This is a genomic window from Microbacterium atlanticum, assembly GCF_015277815.1.
GTDB lineage: Bacteria > Actinomycetota > Actinomycetes > Actinomycetales > Microbacteriaceae > Microbacterium > Microbacterium atlanticum.
Window position 1 is genome coordinate 638,811 of the sequence record NZ_CP063813.1, and the last position, 24,227, is coordinate 663,037.

The window sequence follows — 24,227 nt, forward strand, 5'->3', positions numbered from 1 at the left end:
CCCACCGCCGGAAGCGCACCGGCTCACCGCACCGGCAGCGCGCGCTCCCAGCGGTGGCCGCCGGCGCGCTGCGCGCGCTCCATGGCCTGGCGGGCCGCCGCGGTGAGGGTCGCGATGTCGTACCCGCAGTCGGCGGTCCGGGCCCAGCCGATGCTCGTCGAGAACTCCACGGCCAGCGGCTGGTCCGGCGTCACGGTGGACACCCGCTCCAGGAGGTCGCGCAGGCAGTCCCGGATCACCCCGTCGGGGCGGGAGATGAGCACGAGGTAGCCGTGCGTCCCGTCGGCGCCGATGTCGGCGTCGGCCGGGAACGACGAGCGCACGTTCGCGCCGAATCGCGCCAGGATGCGCCGGAAGGCGACCTCACCGCCGGCGACGCGAAGCGACTCGGTGTCGTCCAGCGACACCGCCAGCAGCGTCCAGCCGCCCTCTGCGGCCTCGCGCGCGCGGGCGAGCTTGTCGGCGGCGACGACGGGGAAGGGATCGACGGGTTCGTCGGTTCCGCCGGCGTCGGGGGAGCGTGCGAGGAACAGCAGGGTGACGATCGCACAGGTGAGGTAGGCCAGCAGCCCGATCGCCTTGAGGTCCGGCAGAGCCGGGGTGGTGTTCTGCGACTCCAGCGTCACCACCGCGGCGATGACGCTCGCCACGGCGATGAGCGGGAGCGCGGCCGAGGCGACCATCAACGGCAGCAGGCGCCCGCCGCTGCGCTCCTCCCGTCGCAGCAGCTCGACGACCGACAGCGCGGCGAACGTCGCCGACAGCAGGTAGAGCAGCGAGAACGCGAGGGTGTGCACCTCGGCGCCGGCGGTGAGGGCGTACGTCGTCGCCGCGACGACGCCGAGCAGCGGGCCCAGCCAGGGCAGCGACCGCTTCTGCCGGTCGGCGCGCAGCCCCGACCACACCAGCACGGGCGCCCCGAGCGCGAAGCCCGCGGACGCGTCGGCGAGAACGTGGAGATCGCCGGCGTTCGCGACGACGGTGCCGTACGCCGACAGCGTGATCGTCAGGAACATCAGCGACCACAGCAGCGTCGCCAGCCGCGGACGGTGCAGGAACCCCAGCCCGATCATGATCATCGACATGAGCGTCGACAGCACCGCCAGCACGACGGCGTCGTCGAGTCTGGAATACGTCATGAGGCCTCCGCGGGTAGATGCACGGTGACGGTGGTTCCCGTCCCCGGCTCACTGGCGATGTCGACGGTGCCGCCGTGCGCGTCGACGACGTCCCGCACGATCTGCAGACCGATCCCCGTGCCCGGGATGCCGCTGTCGACGGCGTTGCGCGACCGGAAGTAGTGCTCGAACACGCGGGGGAGGTCGGCGGGCGGGATGCCGATGCCGCTGTCGGCCACCGTGATCTCGACGTCGCCGTCGTCCCGGCGCGCCGCCACCCTCACCGTGCCACCGGACGGCGTGTACTTGACGGCGTTGCCGATGAGGTTGTCGAGCATCTGGCGGAGCCGGAACGCATCGCCCCAGATCTGCACCGGCGGACCCGGTGCGAGCGCGAGGGCGACCCTGTGCTCCGCGGCGCTGACGGCGAAGGACTCCACCGACGCGTCCAGGATCGCCCGGAGGTCGCTCACCGCACGCGGGTCGCGGTCGGCCCGCGAGGCCGCGTCGGGCGGCGCGGAGAGGATCGTGGTGATCAGCTGCAGCATCCGCTCTCCGGACTCCTCGATGACCGACAGGCGCTGGCGGGCGTCGGGGTCGAGGTCGTCGCGCTCGAGCAGGCGGTCGGTGTGGCCGAGGATGCCGGTCAGCGGGTTGCGCAGCTCGTGCGAGATGACGGCGGCCAGCGCGTCGCGGCGGCGGTCGGCCGCGATCATCTCGGTGACGTCCTCGGCGATGAGCACGGTGCTCGGCTCCTCGTCGGGCCGCGGCTCCTGACGCCTGCTCGTGACCGACAGCGCGTGCCAGTGGCCCTCGTCGTCGTACAGCCACACGCGCTCGGCCTCCAGCTCCTCGCCGCGGGCCGCCCGCGCGTATGTCCGCGCATTCTCGCGCAGTGCCGTGCCGCGCAGGCTGTCGTACTCGACCGACCGGGGCGGGCGGCCCGGGTCGGCGTCGTCGAGGCCGTAGAGGTCGCGGTAGGCGGTGTTCAGCGACATCAGCTCGCCGGACCGGTTGATGCGCGCGATGGCGATGTGCACCCCGTCGAGGGTGTCGCTCACGCGCCGGCGCTCGACGGACACCGTGTCGAGGGAGTGTCGGATGCGTCGGGCCTGACGCCGCAGCAGTGTGCGGTACGCGCGCCCCTGGCGCGCCGTGGCGTGCACCGTCACGCCGACGAAGGCCAGCGCCAGCAGGGCGACGAGCACGCGGAGCGCTCCGGTCGGCGACATGTCGACGATGAGGATCTCGGCCACGCCGATCGCCGCGACGAGGCCGAGTCCCACCACGAGCCGGGCGAAGCTGAACAACGCCGCCAGCCACGCGATCGGGAACACCCACAGGTGCGACAGGCGCAGATCCGTGCCGAAGGTCAGCAACCCCACCCAGACGATGTCGAGGTAGGCCAGGATCGACGCGGCGGACTCGCGATAGCGGTGCCAGGGGGCGATCAGTGCGGCGACGGTCGTGCCGACGACACCCGCCACGCCGAGCGCGAGCGGCGGGACGCTGAGCACCAGCGGATCCATGATCGCGGTGAGCACCGTGATGATCCCGACGACCGCCGCGAACGAGAGCTGCCAGATCCACACCGTGCGGACGCGGCTGTCGGTCTCGCGCGGATCGTAGACGGGCTCTGCGGACCGGATGAGTCCGGTCGTCACCTGCACGACGGGACCTAGGCGCGCGAGGGCGCGGGAGTGAGCCGGTAGCCGACGCCGCGCACCGTCTCTATGTAGCGGGGCTCGGCGGTGTCCTCGCCGAGCTTGCGCCGCAGCTTCGCGATGTGCGTCTCGATCGTGCGCATCTCGACGTCGGTCACCGGGTCTCCCGCCGAGCTCTTCGACTCGCCGCGGGAGACCCGCACGAGCTCCTCCTTCGTTCGCACGCGACGGCCCGTCGCCAGCAGTGCCGCGAGGAGGTCGAACTCGGTGCGGGTGAGGCCGACGTCGACGCCCCCTCGCTCGGCGATGCGCGTGGCGGGGTCGACCACGAGGTCGTCGTGCACCAGGCGCTCTCCGGGGTGCTTCGCCGGCGACCCGGGGAGGGTGGCGGCCGCCGCCTCGACGGGCTGCGCCGGAGCGGGCGCGGTCTTGGACCGGCGCAGCACGGCGTCGATGCGCGCGCGGAACTCGCGGGCGCGGAACGGCTTGGCGACGAAGTCGTCGGCACCCGATGAGAGCGCCAGCACGGCGTCTGCCTCGTCGGTGAGCGCCGACACCACGATGATGTGCGTCGCGCTGCGGTCCCGGATGCGGCGGGTGGTCTCGAGCCCGTCGATGCCGGGCATGTTTATGTCGACCGTGGTGATGAGGGGCTCGTGCACCGCGACGGCCTCGAGGCCCTCCGCGCCGGAGGCGGCCCCGTACGCCCGGAAGCCGGCCGACTGGAAGATGTCGACCAGCAGGTCGCGCACGACGTCGTCGTCCTCGATGACCACGGCGGCTGCCGTCATGGCGGCGTTCATGCACTCTCCTCGTGTCCCACACCTGCTCGGAATTGTTCCACACTGGCCGACGCCTGCCTCGCTAGACTGACCGGACGCGCCCGGCGGGGCGGACTTTCGGGGGTCGACGTTGCGCATTCATCACCGTGTCGCGGGGATCGTCGTGATCGGGGCTGTGGCGACGACGCTCGCCGGCTGCGGCCCGGCGCCGTGGGAGGGGGGCGGCGCCTCGACGCCGTCGCCGACCGCCAGCGCGGTGCCGACGCCCGTCCCCAACGACCTCTCCACCGGTTCGACGCAGCGGCAGCTGACCGCGGGCCCGGTGACGGCGACCATCGACTACTGGTCGACGCTGTCGATGGACCGGTGGACGCCCGAGGCGGTCAAGCCGGTCAGCATCTCGCTCATCACGACGGTGCAGCCCGCCGACGGGCAGAAGGTGTACCTGCAGCGCGCGTCGATGACCGCGGTGCCGTCGTCGCCGACCGGCGCGCTGGAGCCGCTGTCGCCCCAGGTCGACGCGTCGACGGTGAGCCCGGGATACCTGGTGCTCGATCCCTACAGCTACTCCCAGACGTTCAACGTGGGGCCCGTGCCCGCCGACGCGACGTCGGTCACGCTGCAGTTCAGCTACGACTTCCTGGTGCAGACGACGCCGACCTCCAGCGAGTACGCGAAGCAGACCGCCAGCGACACCCTCACGATCGCTCTGACTGACTGATCAGCCGCTCCACGACCGTCGCGCCGACACGCTCCCACCGGTCGCCGCCCTTCTCGCTCGCCAGCGCCGCCGCCTCTCGCGCGGTGTACACCAGGGCGTCGAGCTCGTACCCGAGCACCGACGCCGGCGCCCAGCCGGCGCTCGCCGTCGGGCGGATCGGGAGGACGTTGTGCACGTCCAGCGAGGTGACGCGGTCCAGCGCGGTGCGCAGCAGATCGCGGACCACGGCGTCGGGTCGAGGCACGAGCACCACCACGGCGCCCGGCGCCGGAGCGCCGACGTCGCACTCCGCGGGGAAGACGGCCCGCGCCTCCTGGACGAGCCGCTCCGAGAGTCCGGCGAACGCAGCGGCGCCCGCCGTCTGGCGGATGTCTGCGGCGTCGTCGAGGCTCAGATAGACCAGCGACCACGGGTCGGAGGTCTTCGCGGCGCGCAGCAGCCGGTCCTCCGCGATGCGCTCGAACTGCTGCCACGCCGTCGACACGGTCGCCGCCCGCCCGAGGCCGCTGTCGCGCGCCGCGGTGCCCACCACCGCGACGAGCGCGCACGCCACGTACACGAGCATCCCGACCGATGACAGCAGGCGCACGAGCGCGAAGTCGTCGCCTCCGGAGGGCGGGAAGACGAAGCCGGCGACGAGGGTCGCCGCCCCCGTGACCGCGAACGCGATCGACACGATCCCCAAGGGCAGCAGCAGCTTGTCGCCGCGGCGGGAGGCGGTGCGGGCCCAGTCGATCGCGAACAGGGCGGCGAAGACGGATGCTGCGAAGAAGACGATGCGGTACGCCACGGTGAACCACACCATGCCGTCGACGGCGGCGAGGGTCACCGACGATCCGGCGGAGAGCGCCGCGCCCGTCCACACGTGCGGGCGTAGACCCCACGCCGCGCGGAAGCCCGACCACAGGAAGGCGGGAGCGCCCATCAGCGCCCCGAGGGACGCGCGCCGCAGCGTCTCCGCGCCGCTGATGTCGCCGGCGACCACGCCGAAGGTCGCCAGCATCGCGAGGGTGAATGCGATGCTCCAGTACAGCGTCGCGGGACCGGGGCGCACGAGGAATGCGATGCCGATCGTCAGCATGGTGGCCAGCGTCGTGATGACGGCCTGCGCGATCCCGAACTCCACTCCCGCTCCGGCGATGAGGTCGATCATGCGCGTCCTTCCGTGCGGTACGGGGCGGATCGTCCGGTCTCGAGATCCGCCGCCCGCGGCAGGCGCACGGTCACGGTGGTGCCCACGCCCGCCTCGCTCTCGATGCCGAGCGTGCCGCCGTGGGCGCGCACGATGTCGTTGCTGATGCCGAGCCCGAGGCCCGTCCCGCCCGTCGTCTTCTTCGCCTCCGCGGTGCGGAAGTACGGCGTGAGGATGAGCGGCAGGTCGTCGGCGCCGATGCCGATGCCGGTGTCCGACACGACCAGCGCCACGGTGTCGTCCTCGATGAGGCCGACGATGCGCACCCGGCCGTCGCGGGGCGTGTACTTGATGGCGTTGCTGACGATGTTGTCGACGACCTGACGCAGCCGGAACCCGTCGGCGGTGACCCAGAGCGGCTCGTCCGCGTGCACGTCGATCTCGATGTCGCCCGCCGCGGCCGTGGGCCGGAACGAGGCGACCGAGTCGAGGAGGATGTGGCGCAGGTCGATGTCGTCCACCTCGTCCCGGCCGGAGAAGCCGCGGCGGGAGGTCGAGCCGAGGCTCTCGGTCATCTTGAGCATGCGCTCGCTGGCCCCGACGATCGCCTCGAACCGCTCGCGCGTGCGCGGCGCCATGTCGTCCAGCTCGAGGGCGAGCTCGGCGTTGCCGATCATCACCGTGAGGGGGTGCTTCAGCTCGTGCGAGGCCATCGCCGTGAACCGCTCGCGCTCCCGCTCCGCGTACGTGAGGGCTGTCACGTCGTGCACGAGGAGCAGGATGCTGGACTCCTCGTCGCCGCGGGCCGCGAGCCGCTTGGCGGTGACCGACAGCGCGCGCCATTCGCCACCGGCCGTGAACAGCCACACCGACGCGTCGCTGAAGGTCTCGCCGCGCGAGGCGCGCGCGAACGGCCGCTCCGAGAACGGCACCGGCATGCCGCGCAGGCCGGTGTACTCGACCGAGCGGGCGGGCAGCGTGGGGTTCAGCGGGTCGAGCCCGTACAGCCGCGAGTACGCGTCGTTGACCGCGAGCACCGCGCCGCTGTCGGAGATGTGGGCGATGCCGGTGTCGATGCCGTTGAGGATCTCGGTGGTGCGGCGGTCCTGGTCGGAGTGGCGGTTCAGCGTCGCGGTGAGGCGCCCGGCCTGGCGGCGCAGCAGCCGCCGCAGCGAGCGCGTGCGCCGCAGCGCAAGGTGCGCGGTGATCCCGATGAAGGTGAGGGACAGCAGCACGACGAACGCGCGCAGCGCCGCCATGGTGCCGGTCTGGAGCGCCGACTCGACGAGGAGGATGAGGCCGATGAGCGCCAGCATCGCCGCCAGCGCGGTGGCCCGGAAGTGCATGCCCACCCACATGACGGGAAAGCCCCACAAATACCCGAGGCGCAGGTCCATGCCGCTGGACATCAGCCCGATCGCGAGGGCGTCCGCGAACGGGACGGCGAGCACCGCGGCCGCCGGCAGCCGCGACCACGGGACTCCGAGCGTGGCCAGCGTGATCACCACGACGGCGATCGTTCCCGCGAGGAAGTTCCACCGGCCGAAGAGTGCCGGTTCCAGCACCATGACGAGGATCGCGGTGATGAGCACGCTCGCAGCGAGCACGAGCTGCGTGAGCCAGATCGACCGGGTGCGGGCATCGGGCGTGCCGACGACGAACAGCGGTCGCGCAGCCCCGGTAGCCATGTGGCGATTCTATTGACCCGGCCACCGGCGATTTCGCGCCGCGTCGGAAATGGGGAGAACGCTCTCTTGCGGATGCCTTGCGCAAACCTTGCGCCGACCCTCGCGGGCTCTGGAACGCCGGTTGCGGTCGGTGGGCGAGGCTTGGGACGTGCCGGAGCGACCGGCACGAAGATCCTGAAAGCGACGAACGTGTCAGACCTGGTCCCGCTCACCCGCACCCCGCGGACGATGCGTCTCATCGAGGGAACGCCCCTCGCCGAGGACGCCTCGGGCACGCCGGGGTTCGCCGACGATTTCGAGGCGGTGCTCGACGACACCTCGGTGCATCGCTCGACCATCGGCTGCGTCATCCCGGCGTACAACGAGGAGGAGTCCATCGCCCAGGTGATCGAGTCGCTGCTCGGGCAGACGCGCGTGCCGGACGTCATCCACGTCGTCGTCAACAACACGTCCGACCGCACGGTGGCGATCGCCTCGTCGTTCGCGGGGCCGCACGAGATCGTGACCGAGCTCGGCGAGCAGTTCACCGAGGTGTTCGTCCACGACATCGGCAGGAACCCCGACAAGAAGGTCGGCGCGCTCAACTACGGCTACACGCTCGTCGAGGGGTACGACTACCTCCTCGGCGTCGACGGCGACACCGTCGCCGACGCGAAGGCGGTCGAGCAGCTCGAGGCCGAGGCGACCTCCGACAGCCGCATCGGCGGCATCTCGGCGATCTACTCGATCGACGACAAGCCCATCAAGGGCGCGGTCGCGAAGTTCCTCATCACCGGGCAGCGCTCGCAGTTCGCGGCGTTCAACCTGCACAACCTGCTGCGGGGCCGCAACATGGCGGTGCTCGGCGGCCAGTTCTCGATCTTCTCCACGCAGGCGCTGCGCGATGTGATGGCCGAGAACCACCAGTCGACGCCGTGGGTGAAGGACTCCGAGGTCGAGGACTCGCTGCTCTCGCTGCAGATCAAGAGCGCCGGCTACCTCACCAAGATCAGCCCGTTCGCCCGCGCGAACGTCGGCGGCATGACCACCCTGCGCGCCTTGGACGCGCAGCAGGTGAAGTGGACCTACGGCGCGATCGAGCTGATGTGGCCGGGGCAGCGCGGCGACACCAAGGGGCAGCCGTTCCACCCGAACCTCCGGGTGCGCTGGCTCGAGAACTTCGGCATGCTGACGAACCTGTTCGTGCGCGTGGCGTTCGTGGCGCTCCTGGCGGGGTCGCTGTCGATCGGCGCGTTCGTGTTCTCGCCGTGGTGGCTGCTGCCGCCGCTGGTCGCGATCCTGCTGAACACCCGCATGGCGCTGACGATGCAGAACCGCAACGCCCGCGACATCCTGTTCGCGGTCACGCTGGTGCCCGCGGAGGTGTACATGTGGCTGCGGCTGAGCTACTTCGCCCGCTCCTGGACGCGCTTCCTGTCGCGCAAGAAGGTCGACAACTGGGCGATGCAGGCCAAGGCCGAGCGGGGGGCCGGCCTCGGCCACTGGACGCCGCTCATCGTCCTCGTCGCGGTCGTCGTCGCGATGGTCGTCATCTGGTCGATGCTCGGCCCGATGGTGCAGTCCACCATCCTCTGGATCGGGTGGCCGATCGTCGGGGTCGTGACGGTGCTGCAGACACTGTCCATGTTCTTCAAGCTCATCCGTCGACAGCACGGATACAAGGTCTGACCGGCAACCCGAAAAGGCAGGTCAGAACTGGGGAGAGAATGCGCCGGAAGGGGAGTCCGGCGCAGGGGGAGGCGGAGAGGGTGCCCGTCATGGGGAGACGGGCACCCTCCCCGAGAACCCCACGGCGTCCTCGGCGGGGCACTGGGGAGTGAGCGGATGCCTCCGCCGCGGCGTCTGCGGATCAGGCGGACTCGGAGGTCAGCCGGTAGCCGACGCCGCGGACCGTCTCGATGTACCGCGGGTTGGCGGCGCTGTCGCCGAGCTTGCGCCGGAGGTTCGTCATGTGAGCCTCGACGGCGCGCTTGTCGGCGTCGCCGACGAAGTAGCTCGTGACGTACGACTCGCCGCGCAGGACGAGCGTGAGGTCGGCCTTGCTGCGCACGCGGCGCTTGGACTCCAGCAGCGTGGCGAGCAGGTCGAACTCGGTGCGGGTGAGGTCGAGCTCGTCGGCGCCGAGCAGCACGATGCGGTTCTCGGGGTGCAGGCGCAGGTCGCGGTGCGCGAGCCATTCGTCGTCGCCCGGGAGGGTGGGAACGGATGCCGCGGCTCCGGGTGCCGCGGGTTCCGTCACGGTCGTCGCCCACGCGGGCTGGTCGGCGGGCTCGGCCGGCGTGACCGGGACGGCGGTCGTGGTGGGCCGGACCCCGGGGAACGACGGGCCGACGCTGCCCTGCGCGGGCGCGGCGGGCGGCTCGACGCCGGCGCGCGATCGGCGCATCAGCGCCTCGACCCGGGCGCGCAGCTCGCGCGGGCGGAAGGGCTTGGGGAGGTACTCGTCGGCGCCGGCGCCGAGGCCGGCGATGACGTCCGCCTCGTCGTTGAGGCCCGTCAGCATGATGATGAACGTGTCGGACTGGGCGCGGATGCGCTTGGCCGCCTCGATGCCGTCGATGCCGGGCATGTTGACGTCGATGGTGGTCAGCACCGGCTTGTAGGTGAGCACGGCACGCACGCCGTCGATGCCGTTGCCCACCGAGACCGTGGAGAAGCCCGAGGATTCCAGGACTTCGGCCAGGACGTGCCGGATCTCGGCGTCGTCCTCGATGATGACGGCGGTCTTCAGCTCGTCAGGAGGGGTCGTCATGCGCGTGCGGTTCTCTCTCGGACGGACGGACAAGCGTGCACCGATCACCGACCCCAGCAGCGGCCCCCGAAGCTTCGCGAAGTACTCCCGATGCTACACAACGACGCGAATCCCTGGTCGGGACTCAATCCCCGATGACGCGGCGGGTGAGCTCGACCGCCGCCTCGGGCCACCACGCGCCGGCGGCGGGACCGCCGTTGCAGGCGCCGTCGCTCTCGCCGGGGGGCTTGATCCAGAGGTTCGTGTCGACGACGTCGTCGCCGATCGTGCCGCCGGGCTCGCCGACGAGGCGGCCGGGCGGGTTGCACCACTCGCCGGTGGAGCCCGCGCCGTTGCGGGAGGTGTCGATGATCGCGTGCAGGCCGTCGAGATGCCCGGCGACCTCGCGGGCGTACGCCACCTCGTCGGCGGTGGACCGGTAGTTGGACACGTTGGTGGCGAAGCCGCGGATGCCTCGCCCCGGGTCGACGGCGGACGCCCGGTCCACCCGCTCGATGAGCTCGGCCATCTGCGCGGGCGGCAGCCAGTCCGAGTGGCCGCCGTCGACGTAGATCCACGTGCCGTCGGAGGCGATCGCCTCGACGGCGGCGCTGAGCTGCGCCACCCGCTCGTCGACGTTGCCGCACTCGGGGGCGAGGGCGAGGCTGTCGGGCTCCAGCACGACGATCGGCGAGGTGTCGGCGGCGTCGCGGAGGGCGTCGCCGATCTCACGCGTCCAGTCGAGGTAGGCGTCCTCGTCGAGCCCGCCGGCCGAGAGCCCGCCGCAGTCGCGGCCCGGCAGGCCGTACACGACGACCGCGACGCGTGCGTCCTGCTCGCGCGCCTCCGCGGCGAGGTGGGCGATGCGCTGCCTCACCTCGCCGGGCGGGTCGGCCTCCGGGGTGAGCCAGACCGCCGTGGGCTGCGCGCTCAGGTACGCCGCGGCGGCATGCTGCGGGGTTCCGGGGCTCGCGCGGGCGGCGGCATCCGTCGCCTTCGACAGGTCTGAGGCCACGATCGTGGTGTCCCGGCCCGGGGGTGCGGCGCCCTGGCCGCTGAGGGCCACGGCGGCGATCGCGGCCGCGCCCCCGACGACGATCACGCCCAGTGCGGCCACGAGCGTGATCGTTCGACGCGAGAGGGGCACGAAGGCGACTCTATGAGAACCTTCGCGGGTGGCGTGACTCAGGCCGTGCGCGGACGCGTGCCGCCGAGCCGGACCGCGGGCGCGGTGCGGCGCGGAGCCGGGGTCTTGCGGGCGCGGGGTGCGGCGCCGGTCTTCGAGCCGATGAGCTCGAGCAGCGCGGCGGCGAGCGGGCTGGCCGAGGCCGCCTCGGTCTCGAAGGCGTCGGCGACGATGGCGGCGGCGCGCTCGAACTCGCGCGCCTTGTCGACGGCTGCCTGCCGGTCGGCGACGATGCGGTCGGCGGCGGCGTACTCGGCGCGCAGGCGCGCGCGCTCGCTCTCGTCGAGTCCGCGCCGCTGGGCGGTGCGCTCGAGGGCCTCGCCGGCGCGGGTGCGGGCGACGACGCTGACGCGCAGGGCGCGCTCGGCGGCCGCGCGCGTGGCGCGGCTGGCGGCGAGGGCGTCGGTGAGGTCGGCGCGGACGGCGCCGGCGGTCGTGGCGGCAGACATGGGATCCTCCTGGGTCGGGATGCGGGTCGCGATCGGGATGCCGCGAACCGGCACACCACTCCAGAGGGGCGTCCTCCGGTTTTCGTACATGTCCGTGCAGATTCTTTCCGCGTGTGCTGCGTCTGCTGGGAAGTTGCCCTCCCGGCTTGTCAAGGGCATCCGCCGTCCGGGTGGGCGGCATAGGCTGGGCGTCGCCATGAAGGTCATCTCGTACAACCTGCGCAAGCACCGGGCGGCGGGCGAGCTCGCCCATCTGGTCGAGCGACACGGCGCCGACGTGCTGTGCCTGCAGGAAGCCGACACCACCGACATCCCCGCCGAGATCTCCGGTCTCCGCCTCGCCGATTCGACGCAGCGCAATCGTCTCGGACTGGCGGTCTACTACCGCGAGAACACCTACCGGGCCGTCGAGGTGCGGGCGCTGGCGCTGAAGAAGTCGCTGCACGACCGGGTGCTGAAGCCCGCGGAGGAGCGCCTTCTCGGGGTGCGGCTGCACGACATCGACGAGAACATCGATGTGATCGTGGCGTCGTTCCACGCGGCGCCGCTGACGGCGCTGAACTCGCTGCGGCGGCACCAGATCCGCACGGCGCTGTCGGAGCTGCAGCAGCTGGGGGAAGGGCTGCCGGCGCTGATGGTCGGCGACTACAACTATCCGGTGTTCAAGGAGCACTTGGGCCAGCACGTGCGCGCGCAGGGGTACGAGCTGAACCTCAGCGACTCGCGCACGTACACGCGGTACCGGTTCTTCCGGGGGCACTACGACTTCGCAACGTCGATCGGGTTCGAGATCGACCGGGTGCGGACCCTGCCGCAGGGGCTGAGCGACCACCTGCCGATCCTGGTGACCGCGCATCCGGCCGCGGGCGTCCGGCGGGTCGTAGAGATCGACTCGCAGGCGGGCGCGGCGTAGCTCCGGCGGTCAGCGCAGCGTGGGGTCGGGATCGGACCACTTCTCGATGCCCTGCACCACCCAGAACGCGAAGAACAGCACGAGGGCGGCTGCCTCGAGGATGAGGACGATGGGGATGCCGGCGCTCCCGGTCTGCGGCAGCAGGATGACGTACGCCACCAGCACGACGGCGAGCCCGACGGCGATCGCGGTGTAGAGCACGCGGTAGACGGGTGCGGGCTGAGGTCCCCGGCGCGGGAAGGCGCTGCGCAGCGCGACGGCGGCGAACAGTGCGAAGAAGAGCGTCGTGGCGACGAAGTGGCCCTGCTGCAGGAAGAGGTCGTGCGCGAAGGCCCACGTGAGCCCGGTCGTCGCGAGCACGACGGCGGCGATGAGGAGCGACGGCCAGATGGCAGGCAGCGACACCTGGCGGAGGGCGGCGAGCAGCAGTGCGACCAGCAGGACCAGCACGCCCAGGACCAGGTAGACGGCGATGCCGTTGGCGACGTCGGCCTCGTACTCCGGGGGGAAGCAGCGCTCGGCGCACGAGACCGCCACGCCCGGCACGGCTCCCGGCGGGATGGTCGTGGGGATGAGCGCGATGAGCGGCGCGAACAGGGCGGCGGCGTCGAGGAGGGCCCGTTCGGCGCCGCGGCCGGAGAGGGCGATGAGTGCGAGTGAGACGGCGATGAGCGCGCCGACGAAGACGTTCCGCGCCGGCGTGTAGAAGTAGTCGCTGACCGTGGTCAGCCAGCCGTAGGTGGCGGATGCCTGCGCGATGGCGACGAAGATCGCGACGACGGTGCCCGCGACGCCGATCCGCAGGTACCGGTAGGTGCGCTCGAGCGAGGTCGAGACGGCGATGTCTGCGGCGGCTGTCACGGGCTTACGATATCCGCCGCGGTCGGTAGACTCGGCGCACACTGCGCGGCATCGTCGCGGCGCCCGTTCGAGGGGAGCCTGCGATGACCGATGCGTCGACGTCGTCTGACGCGGTGCCCGCTGCGTGCGCGACCGCCGGTGCGCCGAGGTCGTCCGAGCGCGTGCTCGATGGACCGCCGACGACCGATGCGCGCGTGTCGTCCGGCGCTGCGGCCCACTCGTCTTCGGCGGGACCGTCCAATGCCGTTGCGGACTCTTCCCCCGGGCCGGCGCGGCTCGCGGGGCGGCTGCTGGCGCTGTATGCCGCCGTACTGGCGCTGATCGCGTTCTGGCCGACACCGGTGGACCGGGACGCCGCGGGCCTGTTGCGCGAGCTCGCCCGGGTAGTGCCGCTGCTGACGTACGACATCGTGGAGTTCACCGCGAATGTCATGCTGTTCGTCCCGCTCGGGGTGCTGCTGTCGTTCGCGCTCCCGCATCGGCGGGGGCTCGTGGTTCCGATCGCGGTCGTGGTGACCCTCGTGATCGAGTCGTGCCAGGCGCTGTTCCTGGCGGAGCGCACCCCGAGCCTGCGCGACATCGTCGCCAACACCCTGGGTGCTGCCTTCGGCCTCCTCGTCGTCCACCTGGTCGAGCGCCGGGCTGCGTCAAGACGTCGGGCCGCGTCAAGAGGGAGTGCGGTGCCCGCGGCGTCGGCGGCCTCTTCGCCGGTCGCGCCGACCACCACCCGCGGCTGACATCGTCCTGCTCGTGTTGCGCTGACCGGCCTCACCGCGGACTGATGCCGTCGTGCTCGTGTTGCGCTGACCGGCCTCACCGCAAACCCCTCCTACGCGGCGAAGTCGAAGCGGGCACGGCCACCCAGCCGTGGCGTGCGAGCCGGGTCGACGTGCGCGGGCGGGATGAACTTCACCTTCGCCCGCATTCCGGGTCCGTTGACCTGGATCTCCCATCCGTTGTCGTGGATACGGTGGTGGCAGGCCTCGCAGAGCAGCACCCCGTTGCGGAGGTCCGTCGGCCCGGCATCTCGCGCCCACCAGCGGAGGTGGTGGGCCTTGGTATGGGAGGGTGGAGCGCTGCACATCGCGCACCCGCCGTCGCGTTCGACCAGTGCCAGCCGCTGGGCGTCGGAGAAGAATCGGCGCCGGCGTCCCCAGTCCAGGACGTCGCTGTCGCCGCCGAACACCGCGGAGATGACGCCGCCGCCTGCGGCCATCCGGCGGGCCGTCGCAACTGAGATCGGCGCGGCGAGCCCGTCGATCGTCGCGTAGCCGGTGCCCTCGACGAGGTCGGCGTGGTCGATGCGCACCACGACGGTCGCTCCGGTGAGCGGAAGGTCCTTCTCGGCGCAACCGAGGCCGTGCTCGGCGATCTTGGACAGCGCCTCGGCCTGGATCTGGGGGATGCTGCGGCGGGAGGCATCCGGAACATCATCATCACGCTGGGCGCGGAGAACCGCCGCGACGTACTGTTCGACGGCGAGCTTGATCGGCGCTCCGACATCGGGCGCGAACCGGCCGTTCAGCACGACCATGCCGGTGCGGTCCTCGTGCACGTGAAGGACGGTCTCGGCGCGCTGCTCGTCTTCGCGGGGCGCGACGCCGAGGGGATCGAGCCACGCCTCGGCCCGGGTGATCACGCGCGTCAGCTGGTCGGCGGAGAGCCCGCGCGCCTGCGCGCTGAGGGTGCGCTCGGCCTTGTCGAGTGCCTCTCGCTCGGCGCGCAGCGCGACTCTGTCGAGCATGGCGATGATCGCCGCGGCTGCCCCGGCCGTGAGTTCGCCGCGGGCAAGCGCCTCTGCCACGTGCGGGTGCTTGGCCGGCGCCGTCTCGCCGCTGAGCGTCAGGCGCGGCGCGGTCGCCTCGCCCACCTTGACGAGTCGGGCGGCGTCGCCCGCCGTCGATCCGCCGACTGCGGCGATCAGCGCCGTCGGGTTGCGGTAACCCTGACTCTTGGCGAGGCCCTCGGGTCCGAGCTCGGGCCGCGACTGACGCGAGATCTCGGCCGCCACCCGCGCCTTGGACGCGTCGAGCAGGCGCTGGGTCTGCGCGAGCAGCTGGTTGAGCTGCATGAGTGCGCCCGGAGCGAGCGACTCGACAGCGCGCTCCCCCCACAGCCCGCGCGCGGCGTCGACCGCCGCTGCGAGAGGTGCGAGGTGGTCCGACATGGGAACAACGTACTCCGGGCCTCCGACATTGCTTCGATGGTCCATCGGCCTTGTGGATAACTTTGTGACCCGAGTATCGAGCAAAATGCCGAGTCGGATGGCGCGCGCCGGCACCGACAAGAAGGCCGACCTGACACACAGAGGGAATCGGATGCCTCGCCCCAACGGGTCGAGCGGGCGACGCTTTCGGTACTGCGAGTCGCGAGGTGGTCGCGGAGGCCGTTCGAGTACCGCCCCCAACCGGACCACCCCGACCCTGACCATCTCGACCACCCCGATTACCCTGACCACCCCGACCGCGCCCCGGCCCGACCCCGGCACCTCGACCCCGGCCAGCCGGACCCCAAACCCGGACTCCAACCCGTCCCGCACCCCGACACAGCCCTCACCCCGCGAAGCCCTTACCTCATCCAAAGCGAACTCACACGCTCGGCCCGCACCCCGGCGGACTAGCATGGCACCGTGGAACCGCACGACGCGGCCTCCCTGGGGTTGGAGGAATCGTCGCGCCGGTCGGCCCTGGGGAGGGAGGCCGAGCGCGTTGCCGTCGCGCCCTCGCTCGAGGATCTCTTCGCCCCCGACCCGCCGAACGCCGCGACCGAGCCGCGCCGCAAGCGGCGGCGCATCTGGCCCTGGATCATGCTCGTCATCCTGCTGGTCCTGCTCGGCGTCGCCGCGCTCGCGGTGTACTTCGGCCTGCAGTTCCTGGATGAGGCGCGGGTCGCCCGCAGCGCGCTGGAGCGGGCGAAGTTCGGCATGACGACGCTGAGCGCGCAGCTGACGACCGCCGACGAGGCGCAGCTGCAGGCCACGGCCGCCCAGGTCACCGCCGACGTGGCGGAGGCCGCCGAGATCACCGAGGGCCCGCTGTGGGATGTCGCCGCGCGGGTGCCGTTCGTCGGCCACAACGTCGATGCGGTGCAGCGGGTGACGCGCGCCGTCGACGTGCTCGTCGCTCGAGCGCTGCCGCCGGGTCTCACGTTCATGGCCAATGCCGACTTCACGAAGATCACGGTCGAGGGCGGCGGCATCAACCTCGAGCCGTTCAAGCAGGTGCAGGGGTCGGTGCCCGAGATCGCTGCGGCGTTCGCCGAGGCGAAGGAGATCATCGACCCGATCGACCCCGCCACGCTGCTGCCCGAGGTCGGCGAGCCGCTCGGCGAGATCCTCGACGTGATCGACCAGGCAGCCCCGGCGATGGCGACCGCCGACAAGTACCTGCCGACCCTCCTCGACATGGCGGGAGCGGCCGGCACCAAGACCTACATGCTCATCTTCCAGAACAACGCCGAGAGCCGCGCGACCGGCGGCAATCCGGCCGCGAGCATGGTGATCACGGTCACCGACGGCAAGGTGGCGTACGTCGACCAGGCGGCGGTGGAGGACTTCATCCAGGCAGGCAAGTCCGAGATCGTGCACGTCGACCTCCCCGACGAGACCACGGGCATCTACCTGCCGACGCTCGAGCGGCACTCGCAGGACTTCAACTTCACGCCCGACTTCCCCACGACCGCCGCGCTGTTCCAGTCGCTGTGGGCGAGCACCACGGGCACGACCATCGACGGAGTCATCTCGATCGACCCGGTGGTGCTGTCGCAGCTGCTCGCGGTCGCCGGCCCTGTGACCCTGAGCACGGGGGAGCAGCTGACCGCCGACAACGCGGTCCAGCTGCTGCTGAGCGACGTGTACAAGCGGTTCCCGCTGGACGGTGCGGCATCCGATGCCTTCTTCGCGGATGCCGCGAAACGCGTGTTCGATCACCTGACCACCTCGTCGTGGGATCCGATGAAGATGCTCGACGCGCTCGAGGCGTCGGCCGAGCAGCAGCGCGTCTACCTGTCGTTCAGCGATCCCGCGGCGCAGGCGCTGGCCACCGAGTTCGACGTCGACGGCGCGCTCGCGCCCGACACGTCGGCGCAGACGCAGCTCGGCATCTACCTCAACGATTCCGCGGTCAGCAAGCTCGAGTACTACCTCGCCAACTCGCTCACCGCGACGTGCGATCCCGCGGCGCGCACCATCACGACGTCGATGTCGCTGCAGAGCTCCGTGACGCCCGACGTCGGCGGCTACTACACACTGGGGCTGCGCAACGGCAGCTTCGGGCTGCCCGGCAACACGATGATGCTCGACGTGCTGTTCTTCGCCCCGCCCGGCGCGCAGATCGTCAGCACCGACCCGGCGACCGGCGAGGTCGCGCAATGGGAGCGCAGCGGCGTCGAGAAGGGCAACACCGCGGTGAGCAAGACGATCTTCCTCGCCCCGGGTGAGACCCGCACCGTTTCGTACACCGTCGCGCTGCCGCAGGGAGCGCTGGGGCCGCTGAACCTGCGGTACACGCCGACGGCGGCGGCGACGCCGGTGACGATCGACGCGTCGTGCGACCAGCTCTTCCCGCCGGCCGACAACTGAGCGCGCGCCGTTCCGGGAAGGTGACGGATGCCGCCACCACCTGCTCGAGGCGGGACTGCTCGTCGCCGACGCTCAGCCGTAGTAGTGGGTGGCGGCCTTGTGGGAGCCGACGACGGCGAGCACGTAGTACGCGGCGGGGACGACGACGGCCGCGGCGGCAAGGGCGAGGAGCATGTAGAGCAGTTTTCGTAGCACGGGGGGACGCTGACGGGGAGGGCGGGCGCGCCGGTGACGACCGGGCCCGTCAAGCATAGGTTGGGCGGCGGCGTGTCGAAGAATCGCGCCGTGTCCCCTCTTCGGGGGACAAGCGCGTGCGGTGGCGTCAGATGTTGTCGCGCGTGCGCCGCCACACGGCCGCGCCAGCCAGTGCGACGCCCGCGAGCACGAGTGCCCCGCCGCCGATCCAGAGGCCCATCGTCGACTGGCTGTCCAGGCCCGTGGCCGGCAGGCCGCTTGCCGAGACGACCGAGACCGCGGCCGTGCCGCCCGCCGACGACGCCGACACCGCGGCGATGTTGTAGGTGCCGCTCGAGTCCGCGGGCAGCGTGATGTCGATGGCGGCGAGCGACCCGTCGGCCTCCGAGGTCACGATCTCGCTCGCGGTGCTGATGTCGAAGCGCACCATGCCGATGCGGGCGTCCGCCCCGTTCTCACCGGTGACCGTGATGGTGACGGATTCGTCCCCGGAGAAGGTCGCTTCGGCGCACTCGAACGCGACGGTGCCGCCGGCCTCCACGCTCGCCGGAGATGTGGTGCACGAGTCGGACGGCGGGTAGATGGGGGAGGCGGAGGCAGCGGTGGGCGTCAGCGCGAGGAAGGCCGCGACGACGGTCGCAACGGTGGTCGCGATGAAGCGGGAGTGTGGGGACGTCGCGTTCATCACGTCAGAGCCTACGGAAAATCGCAGGTCGCGGCAAAAGTTGCCTGGGGCTTGATGGTGGGTGTCGCCTGCGCCTCGACCGTGGGCGCGACGGGTGACGTTGCGCGTGCGGTGACGACGGCGGTGACGGATGCCCCAGGCGCCAGGTCGACGGTGAAGCTCAGCACACGCCGGCCGGCGTGTGTGCCGCCGCCGAATCCCGACCCGTCTGTCATCTCGGCCCCGACGAGCTCGAAGCCCTCGGGGAGGTAGATATAGCCGACGGTGCGGGTGATCCCGGCGGGCACCCCGAAGGCGCCGTCGCCCGTGATGTACGCGGGAAGCGACGCGGCGTCGGCCGGAGCGGAGTTCTTCACCGTGACCGTGAGGGTGGCGTCGCCGGTGGCCGCGCCGTCATCGGCGGGCACGCACGCGTCCCACCCGACGGTCGTGGCGAGCGACTGGTAGTAGTCCATCTTCGATCCGGTGCCGTCGTTGACGAACACCCCGAAGCGCGCGACGTCGGCGTCGCTGACAGGCAGCGTCCCCGCGAGCGGGGTGCCGGCGATGTGGGACTGCTCCGCCTCGTGCGCGCTCCACAGCATCAGCCGCCGCTCCGCTGCCGCCCGCACGAGCGCTTTGAGCAGCGGTCCAGCCTTCGGCTCGCCGGCGGTCAGGCTCCCGAAGACCGTTGCCGCCGCTGCGGCGAAGTAGGCGTCCTGTTCACGCGGGTCTTCGTACCGGAGGTACGGCTCGTTCAGCAGCTGCTTGACCGCCGTCTTCGACGTGAGCACGTCGCCGGTGGGGAGGGTCACCGGTCCCGTCGCGTTGAGCAGGTATGACAGCGACACCGGGTCGAGGGTCATGACGCCGTCGACCTGCTGCCCGTCGTGCTCACGCGCCCACATCTCGCGGGCGAGCGCGGCCGAGGTCGGGAAGTCGGGCACGAGCGTCACGTTCTGAATGAACAGTCCCGGTCGTCGGCCGTAGATCTGCTCAACCTCGGGGTCGAGGGGCAGCACCGTCTGGTCGAATCGGCGGTAGTCGCTCGTCGACGCCTGTCCCACGAGGGAGAGCGATCCGTTCTCCACCCGCAGCAGCGCCATCGCGCCGGGGATGCCCCCCAGCGAGCGCCATTCGGCGTTGTTCTGGAACAGCAGCAGGTAGTGGCGCGGCTGCTCGGAGCCGAACATCGTCGGCAGGGCAGCGGTGAGCCGCGCGACGGTGTCGGTGGCGCCGGCCGCCTCGCCCAGCAGACGATCGAGTTCCTCGACGGCGTCGCGCACCGGAGGAAGGAGCGGTCCGCGGTCGATGGCGGCGACGGATGCCTCGGCCTCGGCGATCCCCGCCGTCGCCGTCGTCGCGGCCGACGTCATTCCCGCGATCGGGGCCAGGTCGATTCGTCCGGGTTGCATACCGTCAACGTCGAACCCGGCTGCGGCGTCGGCGAGCGGCTCGAGCGCGGTGCCGGTGAGGCCGTCGAGCGTCTGGGCGACGTCAGCGACGGCGGCGAGCTGCGGCCCGGCCCACGGAAGCCCCTCGGCGAGGAGCCACACCGGGTCGGACGTCAGCGCATGCGCCGCCGCGGTGTCGGCCGTGATTCCCGTGACCGCATCGACAGCGGCGGCGGGGTCGGTGAGACTCTCCCGCACGGTGGTCGCCGCCTCCTGCGCGGCTCGCAGATGCGCGTAGGCGAGCACGGCCCGGATGCCGACCCATGCCGACACCGTGATGATGGCGACCAGAACCGCACCGAGGGCGACCGCGAAGACGATCGCCGCGACGCGTGCAGACGAGGCGGTCGCGGAGGCAGTCACTCCGTCAGCCTAAGCGACCCCGCAGGTGTCATTTCACGCGCTGACGGCCGACTATTTCGCGAGCGGGACTACCGCGATCTGCGAAATCCCGACGTACCGGCTGCGCACCGAGGTGGGTAGCCTGAACAAGATCGTCCCACTCGGCGCCGGTTGGGCGACGCTGAGGGGGACGGTCCGTAGCACTATTCTACTCCGGCTTGTCCCCCATAAGGGGGACAACTTTCCCGCGGAGCGAGGGGCCCTCGCTCCGCCCGGATCGCGAGCGCAGATCGGATCAGGGGCGCCCCATCCCGTAGTAGGTCCACCCCGCCGCGCGCCACGCGCCGGCGTCCAGGCCGTTGCGCCCGTCGACGACGATGCGGCCCTCGGTGAGGGTCGATGCGTGGTCCGGAGACAACTGGCGACGGTATTCGTCCCACTCGGTGACGAGGATGAGGGCGTCGGCGCCGCGGATGGCTTCGTCGCGGTCTTCGACGTAGTTCAGCTGCGGGTGCTGGCGGCGGGCGTTCTCGAGCGCGGCGGGGTCGGTGATGGTCACCCAGGCGCCGAGGCCGTGCAGGCGCACCGCGACGTCCAGAGCGGGGGAGTCTCGGATGTCGTCGCTGTGCGGCTTGAAGGCGGCGCCCAGCACCGTGACGTTCTTCTTGAAGACCGACCCGCCCAACGCGTCGACGACGAGGTCGACGGCGCGGTCGCGGCGGCGGAGGTTGATGGCATCGATCTCGCGCAGGAATGCGACGGATTCGCCGCGCCCGAGCTCTTCGGCACGGGCGGAGAACGCGCGGATGTCCTTCGGCAGGCAGCCGCCGCCGAAGCCGATGCCGGCGCCGAGGAATCGGCGGCCGATGCGGGCGTCGTGCCCGATCGCGTCGGCCAGCTGCGTGACGTCGGCGCCGGTCACCTCGGCGATCTCCGCCATCGCGTTGATGAACGAGATCTTCGTGGCGAGGAAGGCGTTGGCGGCGACCTTGACGAGTTCGGCGGTGGCCAGGTCCGTCACGATGAACGGGGTGCCCTTCGCAACGGACGGGTGATAGACCTCCCGCAGCACTGCGGCCGGGTCGACGTCCGCGCGGCCGGTGTCGCCGATCCCCACGACCAGGCGGTCCGGGTCGATGGTGTCCTGCACCGCCCAGCCCTCGCGGAGGAATTCGGGGTTCCACACGAGCACCGCTCCGGTCTTCTCGACGCGTGGCGCGAGGCCCGCGGCGGTGCCCACCGGGACGGTCGACTTGCCTGCGACGATGTCGCCCGCGGAGAGGAAGGGGAGCAGCCCGTCGATGGCGGCGTTGACGTAGGTGAGGTCGGCGGCGTACCCGTCCTTCTGCTGCGGGGTGCCGACGCCGACGAAGTGCACCTTGGCGCCCCGCGCCGCCGCCATGTCGGTCGTAAAGGTGAGGCGGCCCGAGGCGATGCCCTCGGTGAGGATCTCCTGCAGGCCGGGCTCGAAGAACGGCGCCTCGCCCCGGGACAGTGACGCGATCTTGCGTTCATCGACGTCGATGCCGACCACTTCGTGGCCGATGGATGCCATCGCAGCCGCGTGCACGGCTCCGAGGTATCCGCAGCCGATGACCGAAAGGCGCATTGTTCTCCGTTCCGAGGCGACAGGCAACGGCATCCTTCCTAGCAGAGTTGTGTGGCGCAGATGTCACAACGGCCCGCTCGATGACGTCGCTCCGCGTCCCGCGGGGTCTGCGTCGCCCAGCGGTGGCGTGCGGGGCCGCGACGCGCGGGGCACCGCGATCCCCGTGCGGGACTCGTGTCGATGACCTCCGCGGAGTCCACCGGGGTGGCTGTGATGTCGACGGCCGCTCGGCGGCCGGGTGCGGTGAGGGATAGCGCGCGGGTCTTGCCGTGCTCGTCGGCCGGTCGCCGCTCTCGCCCTCTTGCACTGACGGGAGCTGGCGCGCTGCTCTGTCATTGGTCGAGGACTGCACGCCGGTGCCGATCAGAACGGTGCCGGTGGCTCATCGCTGGGAAGAAAGACGACCCGTGGCGTGGGGGTGTCGGAGTAGGCCCGGCCGGACGGACTCGTGAACTCCAGTGTTCCGCCGGCCAGTTGGCGCACCGTCCAGCGCGACGCGTGCTTCAAGGTGTGATGTCGCTTGCACACATTGGCGAGGTTGCCGTACTCGGTTCGGCCGCCGAGCGCATAGTCGATGGTGTGGTCGTGATCGCATTGCCGGGCCGGTCTGCGGCATCCGGGCGCGCGGCAGTGTCTGTCGCGGGCGTCCAGGAATCGGCGCATCGCAGGTGGTGGATCGTGGCGGTCGACGGCGAGAACGATGCCGGTCACCGGATCGGTCAAGATGCGATCCCAACCCGGCGCGTTTCCCGCCAGCTGGCGGGCCGTCTCGGGGTCGACCGGTGCGATGCCGTCAAGCTCGGCTCCACCTGAGGTGACGCCGGTGAGGGTGGTGACCGGGATGGTGACCTGAACGTGCGCCCGGATCGAGCCGAGTCCGCCCGGCGCCGCATCCGCGGCCGGGTCGATACAAGGTGCGCCGGTGAGCAGCATGTCAGCGACGAGGTCGGCCCGGGTCTGATCGAGGGTGCGGTCGTCGAACCAGACGGGTTCGTCCGGCTCCGTTGACGCCGCGGGAGAGGCATCCTTCGACAGCGACGCGTCACCCGCGCACCGCGGGCCGCCTGCCCAGCCGCCGTTGTCCACGCCGATCACCCCGCCCGAGGCCACACCGCCCGGGGCCACCCCGCCCGAGGCCACGCCGCCCGAGGCCACACCGCCGCGATCCTCATCTGCGAACGCGCGGCGGCGGGCACGGTCGACGCTCATGATGAGCCGGGCCTGTCGCGTCGTGCGGTCGAGGATGCCGTGCGCGATCACGGTGGGAAGCAGCTGGTGCAGAAGTGACATGCCGTCGTCGAGGTCGGTGACCCAGATGCGGCGGCCCTGCACCGCGAGATCGTGCCGTTCCTGCATCGTGAGGGGGTTGAACACGTCGGCCTGCGACCGGGCGTAGGCGCGGGTGCGCGCGGGAGTGGTGGTCTCGGCATAGCCGAGCACGGTCTGCTCGAACGCGGCGCGCGCGGAGGGCTCGTCGATGACCCGACCGGTGTCGAGGATGGCGCTGGCATGCGCCTGGGTGATGCGTCCCTCTTCGAGCGCCGTCGTCGTTACGCGAAAGGATGTGCACAGCGTGAAGGCATCCCACATCCGCGACTGCATCGTGCGATCGTTCATGCGCACGGCCATGCCGAGCTCGGCCGCCATTGAGCGCAACGGCATCTCGCGCTCCTTCGAGGCGGAGGAGGCGATTCGAGAAGTCTGCGCCTCGGTGATGGCGAACGCCTCGGCCAGCACGTGGATGCGACGGGCGTGCAGAGCGGCCTCTTCGGCCTGGATCCGGCGCAGCTCGTCAGCGAGCTCGCCCGCGCGCTGCGCCTCGGCCTTGTCGCGTGCTGCGTCGGTCATCTCGTGTCCTTCGGGCGCCGGCAGCGCCTCGCGTCTCGTCGCGCATGTCGCGCGAATCGTCGCGGTCGCGCGGAGGTGCGCGACCCATTCCCCACCAGGGGCAGCACCCACTCAACGCGCCATCGGCACGAAGTGACCGAACCCTCAGATCGGTTCAGATCACCGCTTCATCAACTGACCCCATCATGACAGGGGCCTCCGACATCGACGCCGGGCGCCCGCAACCCACGCCCGCCGCATCCGACCCCAATCGCGCCGAACGACTCCATTGACGCCACGCCCCGCCGCCCG

The 24,227-nt window shown here is 71.3% G+C and carries 20 protein-coding genes; 5 read left to right on the forward strand and 15 right to left on the reverse strand.

Annotation, left to right across the window (positions count from 1 at the left end):
• Nucleotides 1-23: 23 nt before the first annotated feature.
• From IR212_RS02785 to IR212_RS02795, 3 genes are read right to left on the reverse strand one after another with little or no spacing between them, the layout of a single operon-like run.
• Entirely contained in the window at nt 24-1,139 is a 1,116-nt protein-coding gene (locus IR212_RS02785) for a nucleotidyl cyclase domain-containing protein (protein ID WP_194397497.1), read from the reverse strand.
• On the reverse strand, nt 1,136-2,782 hold the full coding sequence (locus tag IR212_RS02790; RefSeq protein WP_194397498.1) for an ATP-binding protein: 1,647 nt from the start codon (nt 2,780-2,782) through the stop codon (nt 1,136-1,138). The genes IR212_RS02785 and IR212_RS02790 overlap by 4 nt, the downstream gene beginning before the upstream one ends.
• A 14-nt stretch (nt 2,783-2,796) precedes the next feature.
• On the reverse strand, nt 2,797-3,585 hold the full coding sequence (locus IR212_RS02795) for a response regulator transcription factor (protein WP_194397499.1): 789 nt from the start codon (nt 3,583-3,585) through the stop codon (nt 2,797-2,799).
• 142 nt (nt 3,586-3,727) lie between these two features.
• On the opposite strand from IR212_RS02795, the gene IR212_RS02800 reads away from it, so the two are divergent.
• A complete protein-coding gene (locus IR212_RS02800) occupies nt 3,728-4,285 on the forward strand; it encodes a hypothetical protein (protein WP_228479449.1) in 558 nt (185 codons plus the stop codon).
• On the opposite strand, the gene IR212_RS02805 is transcribed toward IR212_RS02800, so the two are convergent.
• A complete protein-coding gene (locus IR212_RS02805) occupies nt 4,263-5,438 on the reverse strand; it encodes a hypothetical protein (protein ID WP_194397500.1) in 1,176 nt (391 codons plus the stop codon). The genes IR212_RS02800 and IR212_RS02805 overlap by 23 nt on opposite strands.
• Entirely contained in the window at nt 5,435-7,105 is a 1,671-nt protein-coding gene (locus IR212_RS02810) for a sensor histidine kinase (RefSeq protein ID WP_194397501.1), read from the reverse strand. Before IR212_RS02810 ends, IR212_RS02805 begins: the two co-directional genes overlap by 4 nt.
• A 228-nt stretch (nt 7,106-7,333) precedes the next feature.
• Between IR212_RS02810 and IR212_RS02815 the strand changes: the two genes are divergently transcribed.
• On the forward strand, nt 7,334-8,773 hold the full coding sequence (locus tag IR212_RS02815) for a glycosyltransferase family 2 protein (RefSeq protein WP_194398481.1): 1,440 nt from the start codon (nt 7,334-7,336) through the stop codon (nt 8,771-8,773).
• Nucleotides 8,774-8,954: 181 nt separating this feature from the next.
• Here the strand turns inward: IR212_RS02815 and IR212_RS02820 are convergent, their stop codons facing one another.
• The 3 genes from IR212_RS02820 to IR212_RS02830 all read right to left on the reverse strand — a co-directional run bounded on the left by IR212_RS02820 (nt 8,955) and on the right by IR212_RS02830 (nt 11,471).
• The gene (locus tag IR212_RS02820; protein WP_194397502.1) at nt 8,955-9,857 is read right to left on the reverse strand and encodes a response regulator transcription factor; all 903 of its coding nucleotides are present in this window, start codon (nt 9,855-9,857) and stop codon (nt 8,955-8,957) included.
• Between the two features lie 124 nt (nt 9,858-9,981).
• Entirely contained in the window at nt 9,982-10,983 is a 1,002-nt protein-coding gene (locus tag IR212_RS02825; protein ID WP_194397503.1) for a glycoside hydrolase family 6 protein, read from the reverse strand.
• A gap of 38 nt (nt 10,984-11,021) precedes the next feature.
• Nucleotides 11,022-11,471, reverse strand: a complete 450-nt coding sequence (locus IR212_RS02830) for a hypothetical protein (protein ID WP_194397504.1) — start codon at nt 11,469-11,471, stop codon at nt 11,022-11,024.
• A 196-nt stretch (nt 11,472-11,667) separates the two neighbouring features.
• Here IR212_RS02830 and IR212_RS02835 point away from each other — a divergent pair, with 196 nt between their 5' ends.
• Nucleotides 11,668-12,384, forward strand: coding sequence for an endonuclease/exonuclease/phosphatase family protein (locus IR212_RS02835; RefSeq protein ID WP_194397505.1), 717 nt, complete (start codon nt 11,668-11,670; stop codon nt 12,382-12,384).
• A 9-nt stretch (nt 12,385-12,393) separates the two neighbouring features.
• Here the strand turns inward: IR212_RS02835 and IR212_RS02840 are convergent, their stop codons facing one another.
• Nucleotides 12,394-13,245, reverse strand: a complete 852-nt coding sequence (locus IR212_RS02840; protein WP_228479450.1) for a hypothetical protein — start codon at nt 13,243-13,245, stop codon at nt 12,394-12,396.
• Nucleotides 13,246-13,328: 83 nt separating this feature from the next.
• On the opposite strand from IR212_RS02840, the gene IR212_RS02845 reads away from it, so the two are divergent.
• The gene (locus IR212_RS02845; protein WP_194397506.1) at nt 13,329-13,982 is read left to right on the forward strand and encodes a VanZ family protein; all 654 of its coding nucleotides are present in this window, start codon (nt 13,329-13,331) and stop codon (nt 13,980-13,982) included.
• 92 nt (nt 13,983-14,074) lie between these two features.
• Here IR212_RS02845 and IR212_RS02850 read toward each other — a convergent pair whose 3' ends face one another.
• On the reverse strand, nt 14,075-15,412 hold the full coding sequence (locus tag IR212_RS02850) for an HNH endonuclease (RefSeq protein ID WP_194397507.1): 1,338 nt from the start codon (nt 15,410-15,412) through the stop codon (nt 14,075-14,077).
• 462 nt (nt 15,413-15,874) lie between these two features.
• Between IR212_RS02850 and IR212_RS02855 the strand changes: the two genes are divergently transcribed.
• The gene (locus tag IR212_RS02855) at nt 15,875-17,824 is read left to right on the forward strand and encodes a DUF4012 domain-containing protein (RefSeq protein ID WP_194397508.1); all 1,950 of its coding nucleotides are present in this window, start codon (nt 15,875-15,877) and stop codon (nt 17,822-17,824) included.
• Nucleotides 17,825-17,896: 72 nt separating this feature from the next.
• Here the strand turns inward: IR212_RS02855 and IR212_RS17215 are convergent, their stop codons facing one another.
• The 5 genes from IR212_RS17215 to IR212_RS02875 form a co-directional block, all read right to left on the reverse strand.
• On the reverse strand, nt 17,897-18,019 hold the full coding sequence (locus IR212_RS17215) for a hypothetical protein (RefSeq protein WP_273542108.1): 123 nt from the start codon (nt 18,017-18,019) through the stop codon (nt 17,897-17,899).
• Nucleotides 18,020-18,146: 127 nt separating this feature from the next.
• Nucleotides 18,147-18,704 carry a cell wall protein gene (locus IR212_RS02860; RefSeq protein WP_194397509.1) on the reverse strand — a complete coding sequence of 186 codons (558 nt, stop codon included), beginning with the start codon at nt 18,702-18,704 and terminating at the stop codon, nt 18,147-18,149.
• Between the two features lie 11 nt (nt 18,705-18,715).
• The gene (locus tag IR212_RS02865; protein WP_228479451.1) at nt 18,716-20,500 is read right to left on the reverse strand and encodes a DUF4012 domain-containing protein; all 1,785 of its coding nucleotides are present in this window, start codon (nt 20,498-20,500) and stop codon (nt 18,716-18,718) included.
• 274 nt (nt 20,501-20,774) lie between these two features.
• A complete protein-coding gene (locus IR212_RS02870; protein WP_194397510.1) occupies nt 20,775-22,088 on the reverse strand; it encodes a UDP-glucose dehydrogenase family protein in 1,314 nt (437 codons plus the stop codon).
• Between the two features lie 363 nt (nt 22,089-22,451).
• Nucleotides 22,452-23,936 carry an HNH endonuclease signature motif containing protein gene (locus tag IR212_RS02875; protein WP_194397511.1) on the reverse strand — a complete coding sequence of 495 codons (1,485 nt, stop codon included), beginning with the start codon at nt 23,934-23,936 and terminating at the stop codon, nt 22,452-22,454.
• Nucleotides 23,937-24,227 lie beyond the last annotated feature (291 nt).